This window comes from Mycetohabitans endofungorum, assembly GCF_037477895.1.
Classification (GTDB): Bacteria; Pseudomonadota; Gammaproteobacteria; order Burkholderiales; family Burkholderiaceae; genus Mycetohabitans.
Map to the genome: position 1 here is coordinate 1,429,590 of NZ_CP132744.1, position 24,316 is coordinate 1,453,905.

Consider the following 24,316-nt stretch of genomic DNA (forward strand, 5'->3'; position numbering starts at 1 on the left):
TGAGGCGCGCATTGATTGCATCCCAATCCTCCGTGGTTACGTTGCGCGCCGGCCCGTCGCCGTCTCCTGCTGTGCGCACCGAGATCGAGCGTATACGATGGCTCGGTTGCGCGGGCCGCAACAGCGGCATGCTCAGACCTTCGCCCACACCTCCGACTGACCCGGCACGTCGCCTTGCGTCCACCACTTTGCGCGATACGTCACGCCGTGGTACTTGACGGTCATGCCGGTTGTATAGATCTGCGAGCTGGACCATTGCGCACTTGGCGCCGGTTTACCACCATTTGAGCCACCACCATATGACGGATCCTGCGTCACGCCAGTGCCCCAGTGCCCCTTCAATTGCCGGAACACCTGCGTGAATGCATACGGTGGCTGCGAGACGCCGGAACAACTGGGTGATGCGCCACCGCCATTACTCGCGCAAGCCTTATCCCGGCCGATCGACCAGTTGCTGAGCAGTCCGATACCCTCCGAGCGAGCCTTGTCGAGCAGCGCCTTTGCGTCTGCCAGCGAGAACGTCTCGCCTTGCACGTCGTTCTTGCCGATCATCGGCGTCACGCCGATCATTTGCCACAATTGGGCGTCGGTCTTCGGGCTGCCCGCCGCCTTGTACGCCGCATCTAACTGCGCGTAGACCGACGTGGCAGCCCGCTTCGCCGCCGCGCCCATGTCAGTTGTGCCATTGCCATAATCCATTGCCATGATGTTGACCGTGTCCAGCGTCACACCATTGTCCAGCGCTGCGTTGAGTACGCGCAAGCCATCGGCGGTAAGCCCCGATGGCATCACCGGGAGTGTCAACGTCACATGCAGTGTCTTGCCGTTGGTGTGCATCGTGTGCTGCAGTTGCCGTACCGCCCGGAAATTGCGCGTCAGCGCCGCGCTGTCCGTTTGCGCCGCGCCTTCGATATCGAAATCGATATGCGTCAACGAATACGTATCGATCACCGTCTGATATGCCGCGACCAATGCTGATGCGCTGCTACATGCCTGCATCAACGGCATGCCAGCTTGGCCGCCGAACGAAATCGACACCTCACCGCCCTTGGCTCGATAATTGTTGATTGACTTAGCGATGGAAGTCAGCAAATCTGACGTCTGGCCGCGTCCAATCGGCTGCACGCCGCCCCACGACGGCACGCATTGGTTGCCGCCGGACAACACGAACGCCATCGTGAACTGCTGGATCCCTTGCTGCACGCCGATCTCGTCCAGCGAGGGCGTGGGCCATGCCGTCATGTCGACATAAGGCGCATACACGCCTTCGCCGAACGCCTGCCCGCAGAGACCAACGCTCATGGCTGACAGGGCTATCGCTTTCAACAGGTGCTTTTTCATTGTTTCTCCTGATCGATGAAAAGAACGGTGATCACCACAGGCACGCTGGCTGCATCGCTATTAACACTCGACAATACAGATCTGTCTGTTCGTGATAGTCGCTATGAACAACGTACGAATTGATTCTCGTGGCGTTTAGAACAAAGCTGAAGATCAGGTTCGGGAGTCGACACGTTATTGCGCCACTGCGGCGGGCCGAAGCAGACCGTTGCGTCGCGCCGTCCACGAACGTTGCCAGATCATGAGCGAAAGTGGGCATTGATGCATCGCAGGCGCGAGTCGGCATCGCACCTGGCGAAGGCACGAGAACGAACAGTCATGCGGCAGACCTCTGACGCCCGCGCTGTCGCGCCGTCACCTGCAACTGAAGCGGTCTACCGGGACTTCCCGCTCCCCAGCAGTCAATTGGAACACGTGCTCGACACCACGTCGTCGTCCGAGTTGGACGTCGTGGGCGAGGTAGGTTCGGACGTTGGGGTGGCATGTCTGCTATGAGTATTGGATTCTGGACAGCAGCTAGCCCAGTAACCGGTTATGGATTAGGCGCTGGTGCGGACGCCATACTTAATGGCATATCTTCAGGAGCGGAAGGTGTGCCTGGCGCTCCCGGAGAAATGCGCGGCCGTTCTGATAGAAGACGGCCGCTCCCACGACCGCAACAAGCGCCGCTTGAACCGGCTGCGCGCTCAAGAAGCGCAGGCTCGATGCAACAGGCGTCAAGCGCAACCTGAACAGCAGGTTGCCGAACAGCATCCCGCCAATATCACGCACGACGCCAAAGTTCACATAGCGCGTATAGTCCGACTGCGTCAGCAGGTTCGGACCGTGCAGCGCCTTACCAAACGAGCGCGCTTTTTATATTTTTATAAATAGCGCTGTGCGCCAGCCCACACGCCGCGCACCACGTCGGCCGCGGGGACCGCTCGCGCCATTGCAGCAGCCTGCCCCGCCCACACCTGCATTCGGTGATAGTCGCGCGCCACTGCGCCGGCCTTTTTCATCGATGCGGTAAGCGCGCGCTGTACCGGATACGGTGCCGGATGCGGAGCATCCGGCGCCGCCGCTGCAAGCACGTAATCGGTCGCCACCGAACGGCCGAGGCGGCCGGTAAACACGCGCGTCGGTACGGTGTCCTCCGGCTCCAATCCGTCCAGCGCGTCCGCCCATGCGGAGTTCAGCGCCGCCTCCGGGCAACGCAGGAAGGCAGTACCGATTTGCACCGCGCTCGCGCCGAGAATCAGCGCGGCCGCCAACGTGCGGCCATCGCCGATACCGCCGGCGGCGATCAACGGTACGCGAATATGGTCAGCCAGGCGAGGCAACAGCGCAAACAGGCCAACGGCCTGCCGTTCCGCCCGGGCCGCATCGAACGCGCCACGGTGACCACCCGCCTCGAAGCCTTGCGCAATGATCGCATCGGCTCCCGCTGCCTGTGCCTCGCGGGCTTCGTCCAGCGTCGTGACCGTCGCGAACCAGGCAATGCCGTGGTCCTTCAAGCGCTTCACGTACGCGGGCGGAAATACCCCCATAATCGAGGTGACGACATCCGGCCGCGCCTCGATCAGCGCGTCGCATTGCGCGGCGAAATCCAATGGCACCGCCTCGCCTGCTGACTCGGGCACGCCAGGCCCCCACTGCGCCAGGAATGCGCGCACGCGCTGCTCGTTGTGCCGGTCGCGTTCAGGCGGCGGATCGGGAATCCATAGATTCAATTGGAAGCGCCCGGTGCTGCCGCGGCGAAACGCGTCGGCCCATTGCACAATACCTTCCGGTGGCGTCAGCAGTGCCCCCATGGCACCCATGCCGCCTGCATTGGCCACGGCAATCGACAATGCCGGCGGGCACGCGCCGGCCATTGGCGCCAGCAGGATCGGCGCCGACAGTCCAAATTGGCTACAGAACGCGGCCGCACGGCTTCGAGCATCGCCGGTGTTTGGTGAAGAAGGCAAAGGGTTCATGGTGGTCTCCTGGTGGCGGATCGTGCCAATACCTGGCCAGATCGGTGCGTCCGGCAGCACGGACGCCGGAAGGGCATGTTCGTAGCATACGGCCTCAGCCGCCGGCGACCCAATGAAAATGCAAGATGCAACCCTCGCCAAAACAGATCCGTCGTATCGACTAAGGTGAAATCGGGCGGCGACCACGCCGCGCCCGAGAAGATCGTAAATGGCACCTCATTGCATTTCCATCAAGTTACCGATCGCATACCGCGTTGGCACGCAGCGACGTAGTCAACGCCATCGGCATACTTACAGACATCCTCCTGTATCGAGAATCCGTGCTTCGATATGATCGAGCCGAGACATCGATGACCCGCTACACGAGTGGCTTCGCAATGATCGCTGTCTACACCGTGATTGACGCCATCGGCGTGCGGCTCGCCGGCGACGCCGCGGACTATAGCGTCTGGATGTTTATGTTCTTCTGGTTGATGCCTGCGCTTTTTATCGCAATGCGCCGGCGCTCGCCGTTCGATGCTCCCTGCCCGACATCGGCACGTCGATGCTCGGCGGCGCAGGCGCTTTACTCGCCGGCGCGTGGGCCGACGGCATCCGAATCCATTGCATCAGGGCTTGGCGTCGGCGCCCACGGTACCTCATTGCCGAACGGGGGGTACGCCGCGCGAAGCAGCCGGTTCCGGCGACGACGGGCCGGGCGACGTGGCCGGCCTGCCGGCTGCGCCGCCAGAGCCGACCGACGCCGCTGCACCCGGCGCCCCAGAGGCCGCCGCCGGCGACGCAGCAGTCGCGACGGGTACCTCGGATGTCGAACCCGGCGTCGATGTCGGCGGCACGCTGGCCGACACGGCCGACGAGGCCGACGCGACGGATACCGCCGATGATACCGGCGCGCCCGCCGGCAGCCCCATGTTCGCACCGTCCACGGCGACGCCACTCGCCGGCGTCGGCACGACAATCTCACCCGCTGACGGCTCTATCCGTCGCGGCGCCCGGCGCGGCGGCGCTGGGGGCTCGGCCTGGTGCGTCGCAGGAAACACTTGCGCGAGCCAGGCACGAATCTGCGCGAGCGTGCGCTGCAAGATACCGGGCGGCGGCTCGCTCGCGAACCGCAGGCGCGGATCGATCAGCCGCGCGCGCAGCGCACGTCGATAAAAATCGCCAACGATCGGCAGCGCACTGTGCGCGCCCTGTCCCCAGTCATCGCTGCGCAGCGTTACACGGCTGTCATTGAAGCCAACCCACGCGCCGGCGACCAACTGCGGGTGCATCAAGATGAACCAGCCATCCGCGTTGTCTTGCGTCGTGCCCGTCTTGCCGGCTACGTCCGCGCGAATGCCGAAGCGGGTGCGGATCGCGGTACCGGTACCCTGATCGATCACGCCCCGCATCACATCGAGCAACGTCCATGCAACGTCGGCAGGCAGCACCTGCTTGCCTGCATCCGGCGCGAATTGCGCCAGCACGTTGCCATCCCGGTCCTCGATACGAGTGACCATCATCGGCCGCACATAGCGACCGCCATCGGCGATGGTACTGTATGCGGACACCATTTCCTTGAGCGTGACGGGACTCGTGCCGAGTGCCAGCGACGGCACAGGGTTCAGCATGCTGTCTCGCACGCCCATCGCCTGGGCAAGCTTGGCCACCTTCGCGGGCCCGACCGATTGCATCAATTGAGCGGTGATACGATTGCGCGAGTACGCCAGCGCGTCGCGCAGCGTCATGGGCTGTCCACTGGGCGGGACGTCGTCGGCGGGACGCCAGATTTCGCCTCCCTCCAGCGCAATCGACACTGGCTGGTCGACAATCGTATCGTCGGCACGGGCGCCCTGCTCGAACGCGGCGGCATAGACGAACGGCTTAAACGTTGAGCCGGGTTGCCGCCGCGCCTGTTGCACGTGGTCGAATGGATCCTTGTTGAAATCGCGGCTGCCCACCCATGCTTTGATTGCGCCATCGCGCGGATCGAGTGCGACAAAGTCCGCCTGTACACGTGTTTTCTCGTCACACAGCGCCTGCATGAAACCGCGATCGGCCCGCAGCCGCTTCAGCGCCTGCGGGCTCGTCAACCCCGCGTCGAGCGCCGCCCGGTAATCCGGTGTGTCGCGCACGAAAGTCTGTACGAAATCGTGACTGCCCACGCACGCCGAAGCGGTCGACCAAGCAGCGTTGGCAATGGCTTGTAATTGATTGCCGTGCAGCACGACGGATTGCATGGCTATCGCCTGCAGCCGCGAATCGATGGTTGTGCGCACGACCAAGCCGTCGGAGTAGATATTGTAGTCGTGGCGATCCGCCCACGCGATCAGCCATTTGCGTAATTGCTGCGCAAAATGGGGGGCGGGGCCAGGCGGCTCGACCTGCCGCTCAAAATCCAGCCGCAACGGCCGGCGCGCAAGCGATTCGTACGCCTGCGGCGCCAACTTGCCGTACTTGGCCATCTGCGCGAGCACCGTGTTACGCCGCTGCAACGCGCGCTCCGGGTTGATGACCGGGTTGTAGTAGCTGTTGCCCTTGAGCATGCCGACCAGCGTCGCACTTTGCAACACATCCAATTCACTGGCTGGCTTGTCGAAATAGGTGCGGGCCGCCATCTCGATCCCATACGCGTTGTATAGGAACGGGACGGTGTTCAGATAGGTTTCCAAGATCTCGGCTTTTGTGTACACGGCCTCGATCTTCAAGGCGGTAATCGCCTCCTTGATTTTGCGCGTGAGCGTGGGCGCCCGCCCGATTTCATCTGGGTACAGGTTGCGGGCCAGCTGCTGCGTGAGGGTCGAGCCGCCTTGCCGGTCGCCGGAAAACGTCTGTGCGGCCGCCGCTGCCGTGCGTCGCCAATCCAAGCCATGATGCTGATAGAACCGATGGTCCTCCGTCGCAACCAACGCATCGAGTACGTGCGGCGAGATGTCGGACAAAGCGACCCATTCACGATTGGACGGCTTGAACTGAGCCAGTAACTTGCCGTCCGCGGACAACACCTGCGCCGGTTGCTCGACCTTTGCCTTGCGGATATCGCCGATGCCGGGCGTGAACGGCACCAGGATCAGCACGTAAGCCGGCACCACCGCGGCCACCCAGGCCAGGTCGCGCCGGCCCGGATGCCGCGCACGCCGCCAGAATCTCGTAGCGAGCGGCCCCATGCGGGCCAGCAGGGCGGCGCAACCCGCGCGCAGCGGGGCAATGTCCGTGCGTCTCACAGTCGGCTACCGTTCGATGAAAGACTGAATCGTACCAAAATAGGCGGCAATCGCACGTCGGCTCGGATGCTGCATGTACCAGGGGCACGCCTTGTCACCGGTCCCGCCGATTGACCACTGACTTACCGCCAATTTGCTTACCGCCAACTTGCCGCTGATCCACCGCCGACCTGCACCTGCGTCGAGCGCCTCCTCTTGAAATTTCGTGTGGCAGAACTATGTTATGAATCACTTGGGCAGTCGCGTATTACGCACTGCGTGTTTCGATTTGTTTGTCGACGGATCCAGTGTTGACGGGCGGACTGGAGCGCGTAGCCCGGTTCGGCCCTTCGACGAAGGATCGAAGGAGCAAACCATGAGTGATTTGTTTTTTAGCACAGACGTCTTCAACGACATCGATCGTCTACAACGGCAGGTCGCGAACCTGTTCGCCAACATGCCGACTAGCCTGCGCGCGTCGCGCGTCGGGGCATTCCCGGCGGTCAACATCGGCAGCACGGACGAGTCGATCGAGATTGTCGCATTTGCCCCCGGACTCGATCCGGCGCAGATCGATGTGTCGATCGACAACGGCTTGTTGATCCTCAGCGGCGAGCGCAAACGCGTGCAAACGGAGCGTCCCGACGACACGCGGACCTATCTGCAAGAGCGTTTCAGCGGCACATTCCGCCGCATCATCGAATTGCCGCACCAGGCCGATCCAGACAAGGTCCAAGCGCGCTATGTGAACGGCTGCTTGAGCGTGACCATCGGCAAGCTCGAGGCATCTAAGCCGCGATCGATCACAGTGCAATGACCTATTGACCCGCATTGACGCAAACCAGGAGCACACCATGAGCAACACCACCGAACTGGTCGAACGTCCCACCCAACAGAACGCCAGCGTCGCCGCACAAAGCGCAACGGCGTCGCAACCACGCCGCACGACAGTGGCGCCGGCCGTGGATATTTTCGAGGATCGCAACGGCGTCACGCTACTGGTCGACCTGCCCGGCGTGCCACGCGACAAGCTGAGCGTGAGCGTGCAGGACAGCACACTGTCACTTGAAGCCGAGGCCGTCGTGCCGACGCCCACCGGCTTGCGGGTCCAGCACGCCGAATTGCGCGATCCGCATTTCGCCCGCACGTTCGCGCTGGGTGCGGATCTGGATGCGTCACGTATCGACGCGCAGTTGCGCGACGGCGTGCTGAAGCTGGCCATCCCACGCCGCGACGAGGCCAAGCCCCGCCGGATCGACGTCAGCATCGGCTGAACGCCGTCAGTCATCGCGCGGACCGGCGTCCGCTCGACAGCCCGCGCCCCGATGCGTAATCTCGCCGGGGCGCTGGGCGGCCGCTGCTATCGGCCTGTCATCTCGCCGCTTTATCTTGTGATCCTAGGCGATAGGATCGCAGCCTCATGAACGATTTGGAGACGAAGATGCTGAGCCCACACGAATTCGCCACGTTGATGCTGATCCGCAACGCACCGGAGCAGATCGACATGAACCGCGCTGAACTGGACACGCTGCTCGAGCGGCAACTCATCGAGTTGGAAGAGCTCACCGAAGGCCATCGCCGCCCGATGCTGACGCCAACCGGCCAGTCGCTGCTAGCCGCAGCGAGCCGGCTGAAGGCCACCCACACACCGCCGCAACAGCACGCCGGCGCGGAACACACGCTCTAGCGCAGCAGACGCGGGGCACAACAATGGTTCACCGCTGTTGCGCGATCCGTGCGAGCGTCTCGCTATCAAGCACTTGCCGTATCTCGGCGAAGAGTGGATGGGTGCTCGTGTACCGGCGTCCATACGCCAGATTGAACTGATAGTCGAAATCAGGCGGATTGCGTCCCTGGTTATGCTGCAGGATCGTCTCAAGCTTGTCCAGCGCCTTCACCGCCAACGCCTCCGCCGACTGCGCGCGCTCGTATTCGTCGCACAGCCAGTGACGGTGGCGCCACCGCATCGCGCCAGCCCAGTGTGTCTAGTTGCGCCTCCTGGTGTGCGATCTGCGACGTCGAGTAACGCCACAAGGCACGCCCGAGCAGTTCGCTGACAGGCACGGAGAACTGGGCAGCACGTGCCGCGGAGCACGCCAACAACTGGTGCGTCAAATCGCAAATCAAGTGTACCGGCAACGGGTTGCCGCGGACCAGTCGCGCAAGCGCATGATCAGCCGCCGAATCGAGCCGCGCCGACAATGTATGCGCCACGCGCCGCCGCTCGGCCAACTCCATGGGTTGTAAGCCCGCCTCCCAGCGAGAAATCGTCGACTGGCTGACACCGAACAGCTCGGCAGCATGCGCCTGCTTAATGCGATGCAGCGCCCGCCAACGCCTGAGCTGGCTGCCCAATTGGGCGCCTGATGGCATATCCGACAAAGTCTCGTTCACGAGCGATCCGAATGGCGACTCGCCGGGGGACGCCTTCAACTCAGCGCGTCAACCACGATACGCGTGGCTTGCTCGATCGCCTCGTCGCGCGCCGGCGCATCCTGCTGCGGCTGGGTGAAATAGATGGACAGCACAATCGGCGCCCGCTCGGGCGGCCAAAGGACCCCGATGTCGTTGGTAGTGCCGTACTCCCCGGTACCCGTCTTGTCGGCAACGCGCCACTGCGCGGCCACGCCGGCACGGATTCGCTTGTCGCCTGTGCGATTGCCCAGCATCCATTGCTGCAATCGCTGCTGCTGCCACGGACGCAACACATTGCCCAGCATCACCGCGCGCAGCGTGTCTGCCATCGCCGCCGGCGTCGACGTGTCGCGCACGTCCCCTGGTATCGCTGTGTTCAACTCCGGCTCCCAGCGATCCAGCCGGAAGGTAGCATCGCCCACTGAACGGGCAAATGCTGTTACCGCATCAATTCCGCCAAGCACCTTCATCAACTGATTCGCTGCCGTATTATCACTGTACTGCAGCGTTGCCGCGCACATTTCGTCAATGCGCATTCCGGCGCCGACATGTTGCCCGCTGATCGGCGAATAACTGACCACATCAGCCGAGCCATACCGAACGCGCTGCGACAACCAGTCGGGCGTATCACCGCTGCGGGCCAGTACGGCTGCCGCAAGCACCGCCTTGAACGTACTGCAGAACGGAAAACGCTCCTCTGCACGGTGCACGAGCCGCGCACCGCTACCCGTGTCGATCGCGCAAACCCCGAGGCGCCCGCCCATGCGCGCCTCCAGTACCGCAAGCGCTTCGAGTTGCAACGCGGCTGGTCTTTGCAATGTGGCCGGCCCTCGCAACCTAGATGGCCCCGGCGCTGAGGCGCTCGGTTCTTGCGCCGCGCACGCTGCCAGCGTCGGCATCCATGGGAGCATTGCACAGGCACGCAGCAGCGCGCGACGGGAGCGACAGTAACGCATTAGCTTTCCTTTTGTTAGTTGATGCAGAAAATGCTGTTGTCTAATTGTATTGACCGAGAAAGAGAACTATCGGTTTTTTTCCTTGTGTAGGCAAGCAATGGTAATTACTTTACGCGCGCGGCGGCCGAGTCCTGCGCGTATTCGTACGCGACCGTTCCCCTGGGGTGCCGGTACCAGCCCGGATCCCGGTAGTCGTCGCGGCCCAGGCCCTCGCGGACCTTCACGATGGTGAACATCCCGCCCATTTCGAGCGCACCGAACGGTCCCTGCCCGGTCATCATCGGCAGCGTGTTATTTGGCAATGGCATCTGCATCTCACCCATCGATCCGCCGGTGCTGCCCATTGCCATATAGTCGGGCACCAGCTTGTTGATACGCTTGACCAAGTCCTGTTGCGGCACGCCGATCATGTTCGGCACCTGGTGGCCCATCGCATTCATCGTATGGTGCGACTTGTGACAATGGAACGCCCAATCTCCCGGGCGCGATGCCTCAAACTCGATCACCCGCATCTGGCCAACGCCGACATCCACGGTCACTTCCGGCCATCGCGCTGCCGGCGCGATCCAGCCCCCATCGGTTCCCGTCACCTCGAAGGCGTACCCGTGCAGATGGATAGGATGATTGGTCATCGTCAGGTTGCCAAAGCGAATCCGCACACGATCGCCGCGGCGCACCGGCAGCGGGTCGATACCAGGAAACACCCGTGCATTCCAACTCCAGACGTTGAAATCCGTCATCTCGTTCACCCGCGGCGTGAAGCTGCCAGGATCGATGTCATACGCGGACATCAAGAATACGAAATCCCGATCGACTGGCATCACGCCACGCGCTTTCGGGTGGACAATAAACAGGCCCATCATGCCCATCGCCATTTGCACCATTTCGTCGGCATGCGGGTGATACATGAAGGTGCCGTGCCGCTCGAGCTGGAACTCGTAGACAAACGTTTTGCCGGGCGGGATATGCGGCTGTGTCAGACCGCCCACGCCATCCATCCCGCACGGCAGCGGCATCCCATGCCAATGCACGGTGGTGCGCTCGGGCAAGCGGTTCGTCACGAAGATGCGCACCTTGTCGCCTTCAACCGCTTCGATCGTCGGGCCCGGCGCCTGTCCGTTATAGCCCCACAGGTGCGCTTGCATCCCCGGTGCGATCTCGCGCACCACCGGCTCAGCTACCAGATGGAATTCCTTCCAGCCATTGCGCATGCGCCAAGGCAGCGACCAGCCGTTGAGCGTGACGACCGGTTTGTACGGCCGGCCATCGCGCGGAGCCAACGGCGGCTGGGTCGCAACACTGGCACTGGATGGTGCCTCCGGCAAAGCCGCCGCGCCGGCTTTGCTAACCAGCGCCGCGCCCAGCAATGCGGCGCCGGAGCCGTTCAAGAATTGTCGGCGCGTGACCATCTCAGTGCCCCTCCCGCGGGTGAGCAGCAGCCGGCTCGTGTGTCGTTGGTTGACTTGCTACAGGAACGCTTGCCGCCGCCACCGCCCCGGCGTGCTGCGCTACCGCCGTCGGCAGACGGCCGCCGAGCGCACGCTCCAGCTCCGTTTCGGCGAGCCAAAAGTCTTTCAGTGCGTCGATAGATGCGCTCACCGCGTCAGCCTGGTCGCGGGCATCAGCCAGCAGATCGAACACGCTGGCGAGCATGCCGTTGTAGCGCAGCAACATCTCGTTGGAAATCGCCTTGCGCACAGGAAGTACCTCGTCGCGATAGTGCCGTGCGACGTCATAGCTCGTGACGTACGCGGCATAAGATTGCCGAACCTGCGAGCGTGCCTGCAGCGCCACCTGTGCGAGCCGCTCAACCGCCTGCCTGTACGTCGCCTCGGCACGTGCTACCTTTGCGCCGCCCCAATCGAATAGCGGCACCTCGACACTGATCTCGTAGCCATGCTCGTGACCTTTGTCCGTCTCGTTGTTGTCCATGTAGCCGAGATCCAAGGCATTGACCATCTTCGTGGCGCGCGTCAGGCCAAGCGACGCGGCGACGCGGCGCGCCTGCAGTCGTGCAGCCTGCACGTCCAGACGCTGATCGATCGCCCACGGTTCCAAGTCGACAAGCGCCACGCGCTCAGCGGGCAGCGCCGGCAGGCGGTCGGGTAACGCGTAGTCGATCGCCTCGCCCCACAGTCCCATTACGCGGGTCAGCTTCTCGCGCTCGGTTGACACTTGTAGCTGCGCCTTGGCTAGCATCGCGGCCGCTTGCGCATAGAATGCCTGCTGCCGCGCATAATCCAGCTTGCTCCAATTGCCTGCCTTGTGCAGTCTGCGCGCCAACTCTGCCCCTGCTTGCGCCGAGTCCACCACCTGTTGCGCATATTGCAGTGCTTGCCGTGCCGCCACTGCCTCGATGTAGGCCCGGCGCGTGTCGGCTGCGACGGCCAGCATCGCGTCGGCGAGAGCTAAATTGGTTTGCTCCACGCGCGCCCCCTCGATACGTATCACCGCCGGCATCGTCAGCGCGCTGAACAGGCCGAGCGAGAATGTACGCTCGATGCTCAAGTCGTTGTTCGAATGCGTCCGGCTAAAGCGAAATCCGGGGTTTGGCAGGCGACTGGCCTGCGCCAAGTCCGCCTGTGCAATGCCCAGATCGGCATAGGTGGCCTGCAAGCCGGGATGATTGAGCAACGCCACCTGGACGGCATCATCGATCGACAGCGGCCGTAAAAGTAGCTCGCGGGTACGTTGCGCCGCCGCTTGCCGATCTTCGTCGGTACGCACCCAGACAGCTTGCTTGCCAAGCCGCTTGGACGCGGCGTCAGCGATCGCGCCAAAGCCTCCATCGGCTGGCGGTACCGCGCAGCCCGCCAGCATCGTCGTGGCCAGCGCCACAGTCAATACGGCTCTGCATCGAGCGCGCCGGGACCTCATTGCGTATGCTCCTGATGACCGGTGTGATTTGTGTGATCCGTGCGATCTGTATGATTAGCACGACCCACAGAATCTGTGTAGCCAGCATGGCTGATACGGCCGGTGTGGGTAGTCTGGCCGTCGTGGCCGGCACGGTCAACGTGGTCGGCGTGGTCATGCGCCGCGGCCCGCCCCTGCGGGGTGGAACGGCTCGGCCCGGCCAACTCGCCGCGGCCCGGCGCGAGCGCACGATTCAACCGAATCCACTCGACGGCGTCGCTATCGTTGTACTGATGATATCCGGCAAAGGCCGGTGGCACAGTGACAGCCGGAACCGACGCACTGGCGTCGGCCGGCCCGGGAAAGGCAGGCTCGGCGTGGACGAGCTGCGGCACATGAGCCACGGCGCACGCGAGCGCTGCGAACAGCTTGCGCATGATGATCTCGAACAGGTCCAAGGGCCAGCGTGACGGCCGGCCGACAAGTCACCGCTTCGCCAGCACTGGCGAGTGGACAATGAACTTAGACGGGATACGCGCTCGGAGGTCGCTCAATACCGCCAGTCAGGAAGCGGATTGCGCCAACGGATGGCTGAGGCAACAAACGGAGGTTGACAAATACACGAATGTCGGCAATCGTGCCGACACACGGCAGCGGCGCGCCGACGCAGCAGTTTGCGCCACCACTGCACTGGCCCGCGCCATGATGTGATACGTGGTCGCCATGGCCTCGCTGGCCGGCACGCGCGCCCGCGGACGCGGCCACGTATGAAGCGTCCGAGGATACCGCCCGGGTGTCCAACACCGCATGCGGATCGATGTCGCATACGGCGGTCTTGACATGTGCGGAATGTGCATGCGTGACCGGCGGCGTGAACTGCGACAGATCGCAATTCACGGATGCCACCGCGAGCCGGATCAGCAAACCCAGCATCAGCAGTAAGACGATAGAAGCTCTGCGCCAGACGGACATACGCGGCAGTTTAGCATGAACCAACACCTGCTAAGCGGCGACCACGGGGTTGCGGCTTTGTGCCTTCGCCACAGACAGCACCGCGTCGGTGCATGCTGTATCGCACCGCCACCTCACCGCCGTCATGATCCGTTGCGCCTGCCCGATGGTCGGCACCGGGGTCGGGCATGGCCTCGCCAGGAGTCGAGATGAGCAGGAACGACTTGCTGAAATGGATTCGCCACAATGGATCAGTCATCGTCGAGTAGTATCTGCCAAACGGCGCAGCGTTGTGTTGGACAAGTTGTTCGTCGGCCGCCGTCACGAAGTCGATATGAACCGTTTTCTAATGTTTTATGCCGTCCGGGCGCTGCTGCGGCAACATGGCATAGGGGCCTTTCGAATCGGACCGGGAAACCGATCGCATCATGGCCCTGCTGGACGCCTGAAACCCGCCACTCCTCGATCAGCCGATACGCAGTATTCGGGGCAACCGTGGGCAACGGTGCTCAACCGCGCATATCGATCCAATGCTGGGCCCAGCGATTCGAATAGTGAACCGCCTCTTGTTCAGAACTAAAATAATCGAGCGAGTAAAAACAATATAACGTTGCTGCGGTCTTCGCCGCCGTCAATGGCGAGGACATGGGCGAATTTGCCCGTTCCAGCGTGACGTTAGAAGAAAAACAGCCATCGGGTAATCGATGCGCGGAAGGCTGCACCGCATAACCGCGGTACATCCGAATAGTTTGATTGTGCATTGTCTTTATCTTTATGATGTGACACAGCCGGCCAGTGGCCACGAATGGGCAACACCCAGGGTGGACGAGCGCATTCAGAGGGGAGCGCGAAGCGCTGGACCGACGGCCGCGCGGTCGAAAAGACGGCACGGCGCGGAAGACTGGCGGGCAATACTACTGCCCCGCGGACGCGAGGCAGCCTGTCGTCCGGACATATCCGGACGTATTGAGCTTACACGTATGAAGCTTACAGCGGCTTGATGTTCGCGGCCTGCAGACCCTTCGGGCCACGCTTGACCTGATAGCTGACGCGCTGGTTCTCCACCAGCGTCTTAAATCCCTCTCCGGTAATTTCGGAGAAATGCGCGAACAGGTCTTCACCACCCGCGTCCGGCGTGATGAAACCAAAACCCTTGCTGTCGTTGAACCACTTAACGATACCGGTATCCATGGACGAATCCCTCAAAAGAAAAAATAAATGTTTCCCGCTTAGTGCGGCAGTACGGAAGCGATCAAGAGGGAGAGGACAACGAGCGTACCGCGTGGGTCGCGGACAGATGATGAACAGCAATCGGACATCTTGAAAACTTCAGTCAGCAAAGATACGCGAGATGATGCATACAGTCAAACGTTTTCGCGCGTGGTCATGCTTAAAGCAATAAAAATTCTGATAGTGTTCGCCTGGCGCGTCGACGGACGCCAGCAAACGGACGCCTCTATTGCTGAACAAGATGGTTTCTTTTTGCGTAATCTATATGACTCAACCGACAGGCTACAAAAAAATTAAGCATTGATCGTGCCCACCCTGCTCGTGCACGGTGCAGCGCCGTGTCTCGCGTCTGACGCAATATGCGCCCAGCGGTCAACGAACTGACGCGTTCCGCCTTGCCAGTGCTTATGCCGTTGCGCCTACACTGCGCTACCGTGCGAGCCCCGCGCTGTCCGCCACCGCAGCCTGACGGCCTCAGTCGCAAATCTTTCGTCACGAGAGCGGCTCGAACGCGGTGGCCCTTCCGATGCCGCGCCACTACGAAACCTCGTATGTACCGGTTCACGACACTTCTGGAATACTCATAAGTTGTGTTTCCGGCGCCACGCACGCCGACTCCGATGGCGCCAGCCGGGCAGACGCGGTTGACGACACCAAGCCTGGTACGGCGCTACAAGGATAGATGCGCCGCCGGGCGCACCGCCATGACGGACCGCAGACCGGTACCTGCAAACTTCGCCATGTTGGTTCACTATACGGTCGCAGCGCGTTGCTCGCTACCCGAAGTTTGACGACGCTCAGGCCCGCCCGCCGAACGCTGCTCCCCGCGTCGGCGCGTGCCGCCAAGCGTGTGTGATTCGCTTGCTGCACCCGTATAAATCGAAAAAAGATCGTTAGATGTTGCAGTCCCATCATCACGACCGACGCTGGAGCCACCGTTCCATGGAGCAAGAATGCGAAACGCTGCCGTACTGGCTTACCCGGCCAGCATCCGGCGAACAGCCAAACCCGTCTGACGGCGCAGTGGCTGCGACGGCTCATGTAGCGCTGCCACCCGGCGGCTTCCTTACGCTGTTTACAGAGCAAGACATCGGCGCCCCGAAGGCTGATCCCCGCCAGCCTCTTACGACCAGCCCCCTGCTGCGCTATACCAGTGTGCAAGATCGTGTGGAATTCATGCGGGGCAAGCTTGCGCAATTGGGGTTCGACTCATTCAGCTATATCGTGCCGCGCAAAAGCAGCGATCACAAGTCAATGTTCGTGCTGACGGACTACGAGTCGCGCAGTTGGTTGTCACGCTACTTCCGCGAGCGCTATTTCGATTTTGACCCGAGGATCCATTGCGCATCGTCCACTGGCCTGCCGTCGCCGTGGAGCGCCGCGCAACTGCGCGTGAATTTGCCTCGCGCACCATCGCGCAGCCAACGCATCAGACAACTGATCGAGCTACTGGAGGAAGACAAGCGGCGTAGCGGACTGGTGATCCGCTTCCCGCTGCCGCGCGTCGATACGACGGCCTGCCTGTGTTTCAATTCATCGATGGATGACATCCGCTGGCTCAGCGATACGCTCGTTGCCCAGACATTGATGTTTGCGCATGCCATTCATGAGTTCATTTGGACGCACGCGCAAGGCGCGATTGGCCTGGCGCCGGCACCACAACGTGAAGGGATCGCGCTGTCCGAGTTGCAGCAATCGATCCTGCAAGCCGTCGTGCAAGGTCGTCGCGACAAGGAAATTGCCTATTTCCTTGGCCTGTCGCCACACAACGTCGACTATCACATGCGACGATTGCGTACATTGTTCAACGTGCGCAACCGGGTGCAGTTGATCAACGTCGCGCGCGCATACCTGTGACCGGCACGGATCATCGTGACTCGCATGACGAACGCCAAGTCATCGTTGCCGTAACGGCTCACGGACGAGCACTGAAGCAGCAATCCCACTCTGTGCCAGGCAACATTGCTTGTGCGCTCGCTTGTCCGCTTGGCGGTGCTAGCGATCAAGCAACAATTGGAATGGCTGGCGCGTGCGCTGAACCGCAACGCGTAGGCACCAGTCAGACATGACGCGCACGACACGCTACTAACGGCTTCGTGGCCGGGCCAGTGCATAGCGCAAAGCGTCTCCGAGCAGGTTGCGCCATACGGCCCATGTATGGCCGCCGTCGACGATGCGCAGCGCTGCTGGATTGCCGCACGCACGTAAGTTCGCGTACAGTTTGCACACCTCGGCCTGGATCGCAAGATCGTCGTCGCCGGACGCGACGAACATGGACACACGCAACGGTTGCCGCAGGTAAGCACGCCACTGCGCTGGATAGTTCAACGCGCGCCAGACCTGCGGGTCGAATTGCGCCGCGCCGAATACCCCGACCCAGCGCGCCGCCGAACTCGGCGGCGGTTCGTTCGCGTAGATGGCGGGACTGAGCAGGATCGCCGAGCCGAACAAGTCCGGCCGGGTCATTGCATAGCGCAGCGCGCCGAATCCCCCCATCGATACACCGCCGATTACCCGCTCGTCACGCTGCTGGGAAACCCTGAAACGCGCGTCAATTTCCGGCATCAGCTCGGAGAAGAACGCGGTTTCGATCGCCTCCTTCCGGTCCACGTACCATTGCGTACCACCCTGCGGCATCACAATGACGATCGGTGCGATATCTTTGCGCTCGATCAGCGCGTCGACGGTAGCCTGCACGCGCCCTTGTGAGATCCAGTCGTTCGCATTGTCATTGTTTCCGTGCAGCAGATAGACAACCGGTAATCGTGGGCCGTCGTGATCATAGCCGGTCGGCAGGTAGATTGTGTACGACCAGTCCCGGTTCAGGGTTTCCGAATGAAACGAGCGAATCAGCACGGTGCTGGCGATCGCAGGCGCCCCAGCCATCAAACCGAGCACCGCTGTCAGCCACTCCAGCAAGATGCGCATCGAGCCTGCCCTCCTCCCTATGATACGCGCGCGCTCAAGCAGCGCCGGCCGTGCGGCGTGCAGCGGCTGCACCGAACCACCGCGTGAGCGGATCCGCACAGCCAGCCACGAGCAGCAACGAGGCGATCGCCACCGCGTCGGCGACGAACCCGAGCGGCACATCGAGCAACCCGTCGGTCCACCAATAGAGTACCGAATCGACACCGAGCGAAATCACCGTACCCGCCACGAAGCATAACAAGCCCTTGCGGCCAACGGCGCCGATCCACGGCACCGATCCGGCCAGCCGACGCATCCAGCCATATTGCACCATGTTCGCCACCAGCCAGGCGAGCGCGATAAAATTGACCACGCGAGGCCACTGCAAGTCGCGCTTCATGACACTGTCCGACGCCCCATTGATGGACAATTTACAGTACGCGCAGATGAGCACCGTGAGCAGCGCGACGACGCTAATGATCCAGCCTGCGCGCGAACGACGCAGGCCAGCGTAGATCGGCTGGCAGCGCGCCAGCGCGCCGAGCGTGAACATCGCTTGCCAGGCGAACGGATTGAAATCCCACCGGTTCCCCGGTGCAGCCGGCAGCAGCCAGTATGCGTCACCGGCCAGGCACCACAGCGCGAACGAGCACACCGCCAGCAACCAGGGCCAGCCGCGTGCAAGCGGGATAATCACCGGTACCGCCAGCGCAAAGAACGCATACATCGGCAACACAGACGCCAGATAGGGCTGCCGCCGGAACAATAAGATGTCGCGCAGCACCACTGCAGGCGAGTCAATCAACCCGTCCAGGTCAGCCGACGCCATATTGGGCGCGTCGATGCTGAACGCGCGCAGAATCGCGCTGACGAGCAACATCAAACCAGCGGTAACGAGAAAAGCACGGTAGATTTCCCACGCACGGCGGATGAAACGTCGACGCGCGGCGGCCTCATCACGACGCGCGGCGAGCGTGGTCCACGCGATGGCGGTAGCGTAGCCGCCCAGGAACACGAATACCTCGGCAGCATCGCACAGCGCATAGGTGTGCAACGTCACACGTGACAACATGCTGCCGCCGATGTGATCGACGACGATGATCAGTAATACGAGGCCACGAAAAAAGTCGAGCTCGGCCAAACGAGCAGTCGATGGCTGCATCAGTACAAAGAGGGGATGGATAAACAGGCAAGGCGGGCCGGGAACCCACCGCGCACCGCCCGTCACCCAAGACGAAGCGCTGCGCAATGGGTACAAACCGTATTATGCCATTGAGTTTCGCGTCTTCACACGCCATGCCTTCACACGTCACGCGCGAGCAGCGGGCGTCGTGTCAGCGTCCGTGACGTCGGCCTCGCGCGTTTCGGGCATCGCCAGCCACACTATCAGCACGGCCAGCGCGCCGGCCGCCGCCAAGCCGATGAAGCTTACGCCGTTGCCAAAATGGTCCGCGACCAGTCCGGCGAGCGCGGTGCTCAGCGTCGCGCCGATGCCGGCGGCCAGGCCGAATACGCCAATGCACAGGTTATAGCGCCCCTTGTCGCCGGCCACATCGGCTGCGATCAACGGCAGCATCACGCCGAATACCGCGGCGCTCAGCCCGTCGAAGATTTGCACCGGCACCAGCAGGCTCGGTGTGGTAACGCCAGCAAACAGCAGCGCCCGCACCGGTAACGCGGCAAAGCCCAGTAACAGAATCGGCCGGCGTCCCCATCGCTGCGCCGAGCGCCCGACCCACGGCGAGAGCCATGCCACGATGAACTGCGGCACGATGATGCAAGCGGCAATCACCAGTTGCACGTTGTCGCCCATATGCGCGGTGACTTCGCCGGCCGCCAGATTCAACATGGCCGCATTGGATAAGTGAAACAACACGATGCATGCGGCAAACGTCAACATGCGCCGATCCCGCAACAGCTCGCCAATGCTCTCGCGCGGCGGCGCCGGCACAGGCCGCTGTGGCAGTTCACGCGCGGCGCGCGCCGGACCCAGATGAAGGGGATCGATCATGTATAACGCAATAATGGCTGGCAGCGTCAATGCAGCCGTCAACCAGAACACCGAGCGCACTGATACATATTCGCCGCACAATCCCATTAACCCGGCGGCCACCGCGCTGCCGATCGAGGCAAACCGCGCATTTCGGCCCAGCCGGTCGCCCAACGCGTGGCGGCCGACCAGCGCAAGCGACAACGCCGCGAGGGCCGGCGTCAACATGCAACTGGCAAAGCCGTGGAACACCTCCGCAGCGAGCACGGGGATCGTGGTCGGGCTGCCAGCCAGCAGCAGTGCACAGATCGCAATCGCAACGATCGCAGCCATCGCCGCGGCACGCTTGTTCTGCGTCGCGTCGATCAACGCACCGGCCGGCACTTGGCTGACCATTGCCGTGATCGTACCGACCGACAGCGCGATGCCGATTTCTCCTTGGGTCCATTTGTGCGTGGCCAGGTACGAGGCGATGAACGGGCCGAACCCCGTCTGGACGTTTGCAAGGAAGAAGTTCAGGCCATCCAGCGCACGCAGGCTCCGTGCATTCGGCATGACAGTCTTGCTCATCGGGATGCCCGCCCTGCCGGGGCCGTCGGCTGTCGTGCTACGGCCGGCGTGCCGCGCGCGGCGATAGGCGCAGGCGATACCGCACGGATCGGCTGGTCGGCCATATAGGACGGCGAAGCATCAAGCTGCTGATCCGATAGGTCCAACAGCAGTTGAATGGCCTTGTCCCGAGCCACGAAGCGCAGCGCTGTCCAATCGGCGGCGATCCGCCGCCGGTCTGCGCTAATCAGGTTACCCAGCTCGAGCACCGCAGCCTGCGGCCGCAGCCCCGCATCGATCAGCACGTCAACGACGCGCCCCACCTTCGAACCGTTGGTGCGCTGCACGGTGGTATCCATTAGCGGCACAGCGCCCGATGTCAGGCTGCCGGCTTGCGACGGCTTGGCCGGATCGATCGGCGGCGTGCGCGATGGCACCCATTCCAACGCCCCGGCCACACGCGGCCCCACTGGCTTGACCCGCAGCGCGCCAACCGGGAAATCGACCTTGCGATCCCCGACTCCCATGAACCCTGTCAGGTTGACGACGATCTCGCGCAGCATCCCGTTGGCATCGACCACCAAGTCCACGGCATGGCCGATGGCCTTGCCATCCGGCCGTTGCACCTCGGTATCGAGCAGGCCCTTGACCTGGCCCGGATACAGCAGCCGCGATGCAATCAGCGGCGCCGGCATTGGCTGCACCGGCGGCGGCGAAAACACGGTCGCCGTAGCGCGTTGCGGTGATCGGTGCGGCTTTTTCGGTGCCGCACGGTCACTATCCGTCTTTGCCTCACGCAGCTCGAGCTCAGGTTGCACCGGCGGCGCAGCCGGTTCCGGCGGCACCGCTTCAGGCAGGGGCACTGCCTGCGCCATGCCTTCGACGATCGGTGCCGGGCTCTGCTGATCGAACGTGCTACAAGCGACGAGCGCCAGCAGCATGCTCAACAAGCATAGACAACGTAGAACCAGAACGGGATGATTCGGACGGCAAGCGCGTCGGGAAAAACCGCTCATCAGGGACAGGGCTGATTGGCTCAACTCTTGCATCGCGCGTTCATCCCAGATGAGTCTGCCTCGATACATGAGTAGGACCGTCCATGGCTGCCAAACCGCGCATGATGCCACAATCCTGAACGGACCGCGCGCCGTGACACCGCTCGCGGAGCGCGCTCAATTGTGCGCGCAGCTGCTGCAGTTCGTCGATTCGCATGCTGACGTGCCGCAAATGCTCATCGACGAGCGCATCGATCGCGCCACAATCGCGCGCCGGAGCGTCCGCGGCCTGCAGCAACACACGAATCTCGTCATGCGTCATGTCCAGTGCTCGGCAATTGCGCACGAAGCGCAAACGGTCCAAATGCGCTTCGCCGTATGCGCGGTAATTGGCGCCTGTGCGCGCCGCCACCGGCAGCAACCCTTCTTTCTCGTAGAAGCGGACTGTTTCGGGCGTGCACCCGGCCCGCTTTGCCAATTCACCAATTTTCATCATTGTCCCGCATAGATCCGCTTGACCTTAAAGCGGCTTCAAGGTGTGTACTACAGCATAAATCACCTGAGGAATCCAGCATGGTCGATCGCCACTTCGCCAGAAGCCCACAAGCGACATCAGTCGATATCGAGCATGAGCGCCGCTCGCAAGCGCCGTGCCATGCCCATGCCACCACCCGGGAGCACGACACATGCTGTGCCAGCCCGCACACCGGCAACCGGTCGCACGCCGATATTTGCCATGCCGATGCCGTTACGCAGGCAGCCTACAGCCCAGGTGCAGATTCGTCTTCGGCGGCACGCGCGCGCGACGGCGACGAGATGGCCGCTACCGACACGGTACGCACGCGCATCCTTATTCGGCAAATGGACTGCCCGACTGAGGAAACGTTGATCCGTTCGAAGCTGCACACGATCGTTCCCGCCGAAAGTCTCGAGTTCAACCTGTTGCAACGTGTATTGACCGTTGAGCACCCGCGCGACGCGTTGGACGACATCGTCGCCGCGCTCGCTTCACTCGGCTTCACCCCCGAAATACAACCGCATGACGATACGCGCACCGTGCCGCCGCCGGCGCATACGCATACAGCACGGCGCTGGCCGCTCGTGGCGGCCGGCATTGCCGCGCTGTCGGCTGAGGCGTTGACCTGGCTGGGTGCACCCGACTGGACTACGGCGGCGCTCGCGGCGCTCGCCGTGCTCGGTGCTGGCCTGCGCACCTACCACAAAGGCTGGATCGCGATTCGTCACGGTAACCTGAACATCAACGCGTTGATGAGCGTCGCGGTGACCGGCGCCTTCGCGCTGGGTCAATGGCCGGAAGCCGCTATGGTGATGGTGTTGTTTACGATCGCCGAACGCATCGAGGCTGCTTCGCTGGAGCGCGCACGACGTGCGATCGAGCGTCTGGTTGCGCTCGCGCCCGATAAGGCGAGCGTGCAACAAGCCGACGGCAGTTGGCGCGTCGTAGACGCGCGCACCGTGCCAACCGGTGCACGGGTGCGCGTGAAGCCAGGCGAGCGGATTGCGCTTGATGGCTGTATCGTGTCGGGCCGCTCAGCGGTCGATCAAGCCTCGATCACCGGCGAGAGCCTGCCGGTGGACAAGCAGGTCGGCGACGCGGTGTATGCTGGGACGCTCAATACATCGGGTTCTTTCGACTATCGCGTCACCTTCCCCGCCACGCAAAGCACGCTGGCCCGCATTGTGCAAGCGGTCGAGCAAGCACAGGCGTCCAAGGCGCCGATTCAACGTTTTGTCGACCGCTTTGCGAGCGTGTACACGCCGGTCGTGTTGGCATTGGCACTGCTGGTCGCGGCCGTGCCGCCGCTGCTTGGCCATGCCGCGTGGACGGCGTCGGTCTACAAAGCACTGGTGCTACTGGTCATCGCCTGCCCATGCGCGCTAGTCATCTCCACCCCTGTCACGATTGTCAGCGCGCTGGCGGTCGCCGCCCGCCACGGCATCCTAGTCAAAGGCGGCCGCTACCTGGAACAAGGGCACCGCCTGGCATGGCTCGCACTGGACAAGACCGGTACCCTAACCGTGGGGCGTCCGCAGCAAACCGATTTTGAGCCATGTGCGACAGTGGATGCCGCGCGCTGTCGCCAGTTGGCGACGAGTCTTGCCGCCCGCTCAGACCATCCTGTCTCCGCCGCGATCGCCGCCGCCGGTGCCGCCGGCCCGCAACACTTGGTCGTCGACGACTTTGGCGCGCTGCCCGGACGCGGCGTGCACGGCACTATCGACGGCGTGCGCTACTGGCTCGGCAACCGCCGCCTGGCTGAAACGCTCGGATGCCGCTATGCGAAGCTCGATGCGAAGCTGGACAGCTTGGAGCGGCAAGGTAAGACGGTCGTGATGCTCATGGACGAACGCCGCGTTCTCGCCTTATTCGCGCTTGCCGACACCCTGAAGCCCACCAGTCGCGAGGCTGTTGCACAGTTGCATCGACTCGGCGTGCGCACGCTCATCCTGAGTGGCGATAATCCGCATACCGCGCAGACCATCGCGGCCCAGGCCGGCATCGACGAGGTTCGCGGCAACCAATTGCCAGACGACAAGCGCCGCGCGATTGAGTCACTGACCGGAACGCGCCATGCGGTGGGTATGGTGGGTGATGGCATCAACGACGCGCCTGCGCTCGCGCGCGCCGATATCGGCTTTGCCATGGGCGCATTAGGCGCTGGCGCCGCGATCGAGACCGCCGACGTCGCACTGATGGACGATGATCTGCGCAAGGTTGCCGTATTCATCCGGCTATCGAAGGCCACGCGTCGCATCCTAACGCAGAACATCGTTGTCGCGCTGGGGCTCAAGGGCGCATTTCTGGCGCTCACGCTGGCCGGCTACGGTACGATGTGGATGGCCGTATTCGCCGATGTCGGTGCAAGCCTGTTGGTCGTGGGCAACGGGCTCCGGCTGTTGCGTCGCTAGGCGGACTGCATCGCAGCTCCATTGACACGGAGCTGCGATGCAATCTCATGGACGA

Annotated in this window: 23 protein-coding genes and 1 pseudogene; 7 read left to right on the forward strand and 17 right to left on the reverse strand. The window is 62.8% G+C overall.

Going from position 1 to position 24,316, the window contains the following annotated elements:
* Positions 1 to 132: 132 nt before the first annotated feature.
* Positions 133 to 1,302 carry a chitinase gene (locus RA167_RS06155; RefSeq protein ID WP_286133121.1) on the reverse strand — a complete coding sequence of 390 codons (1,170 nt, stop codon included), beginning with the start codon at positions 1,300 to 1,302 and terminating at the stop codon, positions 133 to 135.
* 357 nt (positions 1,303 to 1,659) lie between these two features.
* Between RA167_RS06155 and RA167_RS06160 the strand changes: the two genes are divergently transcribed.
* Positions 1,660 to 1,836: a hypothetical protein gene (locus tag RA167_RS06160; RefSeq protein WP_237574270.1), complete on the forward strand. Its 177-nt coding sequence runs from the start codon at positions 1,660 to 1,662 to the stop codon at positions 1,834 to 1,836.
* Between the two features lie 69 nt (positions 1,837 to 1,905).
* Here RA167_RS06160 and RA167_RS06165 read toward each other — a convergent pair whose 3' ends face one another.
* From RA167_RS06165 to RA167_RS06180, 3 genes are all read right to left on the reverse strand, one after another.
* Positions 1,906 to 2,127 carry a hypothetical protein gene (locus tag RA167_RS06165; protein ID WP_076784883.1) on the reverse strand — a complete coding sequence of 74 codons (222 nt, stop codon included), beginning with the start codon at positions 2,125 to 2,127 and terminating at the stop codon, positions 1,906 to 1,908.
* A gap of 77 nt (positions 2,128 to 2,204) precedes the next feature.
* Entirely contained in the window at positions 2,205 to 3,299 is a 1,095-nt protein-coding gene (locus RA167_RS06170) for an NAD(P)H-dependent flavin oxidoreductase (protein WP_076787127.1), read from the reverse strand.
* Positions 3,300 to 3,937: 638 nt separating this feature from the next.
* Positions 3,938 to 6,445 (reverse strand): penicillin-binding protein 1A, encoded by a 2,508-nt coding sequence (locus tag RA167_RS06180; protein ID WP_083706068.1) that lies wholly within the window; start codon positions 6,443 to 6,445, stop codon positions 3,938 to 3,940.
* Between the two features lie 412 nt (positions 6,446 to 6,857).
* Here RA167_RS06180 and RA167_RS06185 point away from each other — a divergent pair, with 412 nt between their 5' ends.
* From RA167_RS06185 to RA167_RS06195, 3 genes are all read left to right on the forward strand, one after another.
* On the forward strand, positions 6,858 to 7,298 hold the full coding sequence (locus RA167_RS06185) for an Hsp20/alpha crystallin family protein (protein ID WP_076787129.1): 441 nt from the start codon (positions 6,858 to 6,860) through the stop codon (positions 7,296 to 7,298).
* A 37-nt stretch (positions 7,299 to 7,335) separates the two neighbouring features.
* A complete protein-coding gene (locus RA167_RS06190) occupies positions 7,336 to 7,755 on the forward strand; it encodes an Hsp20/alpha crystallin family protein (RefSeq protein ID WP_076784885.1) in 420 nt (139 codons plus the stop codon).
* 167 nt (positions 7,756 to 7,922) lie between these two features.
* On the forward strand, positions 7,923 to 8,168 hold the full coding sequence (locus RA167_RS06195) for a hypothetical protein (protein ID WP_076787131.1): 246 nt from the start codon (positions 7,923 to 7,925) through the stop codon (positions 8,166 to 8,168).
* 28 nt (positions 8,169 to 8,196) lie between these two features.
* On the opposite strand, the pseudogene RA167_RS06200 reads toward RA167_RS06195, so the two are convergent.
* The 5 genes and pseudogenes from RA167_RS06200 to RA167_RS06220 form a co-directional block, all read right to left on the reverse strand.
* Positions 8,197 to 8,424, reverse strand: a pseudogene (locus RA167_RS06200) (HD domain-containing protein); the annotation flags it as partial.
* Complete coding sequence (locus RA167_RS06205) at positions 8,357 to 8,854, reverse strand: helix-turn-helix transcriptional regulator (RefSeq protein WP_083703778.1); 498 nt, start codon at positions 8,852 to 8,854, stop codon at positions 8,357 to 8,359. The pseudogene RA167_RS06200 and the gene RA167_RS06205, both read right to left, overlap by 68 nt.
* A 56-nt stretch (positions 8,855 to 8,910) precedes the next feature.
* Positions 8,911 to 9,852 (reverse strand): class A beta-lactamase, encoded by a 942-nt coding sequence (gene bla, locus RA167_RS06210; protein ID WP_076784886.1) that lies wholly within the window; start codon positions 9,850 to 9,852, stop codon positions 8,911 to 8,913.
* Positions 9,853 to 9,956: 104 nt separating this feature from the next.
* Complete coding sequence (locus RA167_RS06215) at positions 9,957 to 11,261, reverse strand: multicopper oxidase family protein (RefSeq protein WP_076784887.1); 1,305 nt, start codon at positions 11,259 to 11,261, stop codon at positions 9,957 to 9,959.
* A gap of 1 nt (position 11,262) precedes the next feature.
* On the reverse strand, positions 11,263 to 12,729 hold the full coding sequence (locus RA167_RS06220; protein ID WP_083703657.1) for a TolC family protein: 1,467 nt from the start codon (positions 12,727 to 12,729) through the stop codon (positions 11,263 to 11,265).
* An 86-nt stretch (positions 12,730 to 12,815) separates the two neighbouring features.
* On the opposite strand from RA167_RS06220, the gene RA167_RS06225 reads away from it, so the two are divergent.
* Complete coding sequence (locus RA167_RS06225) at positions 12,816 to 13,178, forward strand: hypothetical protein (protein WP_139336939.1); 363 nt, start codon at positions 12,816 to 12,818, stop codon at positions 13,176 to 13,178.
* Positions 13,179 to 13,230: 52 nt separating this feature from the next.
* Here RA167_RS06225 and RA167_RS06230 read toward each other — a convergent pair whose 3' ends face one another.
* The 3 genes from RA167_RS06230 to RA167_RS06240 all read right to left on the reverse strand — a co-directional run bounded on the left by RA167_RS06230 (position 13,231) and on the right by RA167_RS06240 (position 14,850).
* Positions 13,231 to 13,641, reverse strand: coding sequence for a hypothetical protein (locus RA167_RS06230; RefSeq protein ID WP_076784890.1), 411 nt, complete (start codon positions 13,639 to 13,641; stop codon positions 13,231 to 13,233).
* A gap of 527 nt (positions 13,642 to 14,168) precedes the next feature.
* Positions 14,169 to 14,420 (reverse strand): hypothetical protein, encoded by a 252-nt coding sequence (locus RA167_RS06235; RefSeq protein WP_076784892.1) that lies wholly within the window; start codon positions 14,418 to 14,420, stop codon positions 14,169 to 14,171.
* Between the two features lie 226 nt (positions 14,421 to 14,646).
* On the reverse strand, positions 14,647 to 14,850 hold the full coding sequence (locus RA167_RS06240; RefSeq protein WP_076784893.1) for a cold-shock protein: 204 nt from the start codon (positions 14,848 to 14,850) through the stop codon (positions 14,647 to 14,649).
* A 981-nt stretch (positions 14,851 to 15,831) separates the two neighbouring features.
* Between RA167_RS06240 and RA167_RS06245 the strand changes: the two genes are divergently transcribed.
* The gene (locus RA167_RS06245) at positions 15,832 to 16,746 is read left to right on the forward strand and encodes a helix-turn-helix transcriptional regulator (RefSeq protein WP_076784894.1); all 915 of its coding nucleotides are present in this window, start codon (positions 15,832 to 15,834) and stop codon (positions 16,744 to 16,746) included.
* A 228-nt stretch (positions 16,747 to 16,974) separates the two neighbouring features.
* Here RA167_RS06245 and RA167_RS06250 read toward each other — a convergent pair whose 3' ends face one another.
* The 5 genes from RA167_RS06250 to cadR form a co-directional block, all read right to left on the reverse strand.
* Positions 16,975 to 17,817 (reverse strand): alpha/beta hydrolase, encoded by an 843-nt coding sequence (locus RA167_RS06250; protein WP_076787133.1) that lies wholly within the window; start codon positions 17,815 to 17,817, stop codon positions 16,975 to 16,977.
* A 34-nt stretch (positions 17,818 to 17,851) separates the two neighbouring features.
* On the reverse strand, positions 17,852 to 18,958 hold the full coding sequence (locus tag RA167_RS06255) for an OpgC domain-containing protein (RefSeq protein ID WP_076784895.1): 1,107 nt from the start codon (positions 18,956 to 18,958) through the stop codon (positions 17,852 to 17,854).
* 147 nt (positions 18,959 to 19,105) lie between these two features.
* A complete protein-coding gene (locus tag RA167_RS06260) occupies positions 19,106 to 20,356 on the reverse strand; it encodes an MFS transporter (protein WP_076784896.1) in 1,251 nt (416 codons plus the stop codon).
* Entirely contained in the window at positions 20,353 to 21,285 is a 933-nt protein-coding gene (locus RA167_RS06265) for a PRC-barrel domain-containing protein (protein WP_338876518.1), read from the reverse strand. Before RA167_RS06265 ends, RA167_RS06260 begins: the two co-directional genes overlap by 4 nt.
* Before the next feature lie 106 nt (positions 21,286 to 21,391).
* Complete coding sequence (cadR, locus tag RA167_RS06270; RefSeq protein ID WP_076787137.1) at positions 21,392 to 21,823, reverse strand: Cd(II)/Pb(II)-responsive transcriptional regulator; 432 nt, start codon at positions 21,821 to 21,823, stop codon at positions 21,392 to 21,394.
* A gap of 80 nt (positions 21,824 to 21,903) precedes the next feature.
* Between cadR and RA167_RS06275 the strand changes: the two genes are divergently transcribed.
* On the forward strand, positions 21,904 to 24,261 hold the full coding sequence (locus RA167_RS06275) for a heavy metal translocating P-type ATPase (RefSeq protein WP_370642945.1): 2,358 nt from the start codon (positions 21,904 to 21,906) through the stop codon (positions 24,259 to 24,261).
* The last annotated feature ends 55 nt before the right edge of the window (positions 24,262 to 24,316 follow it).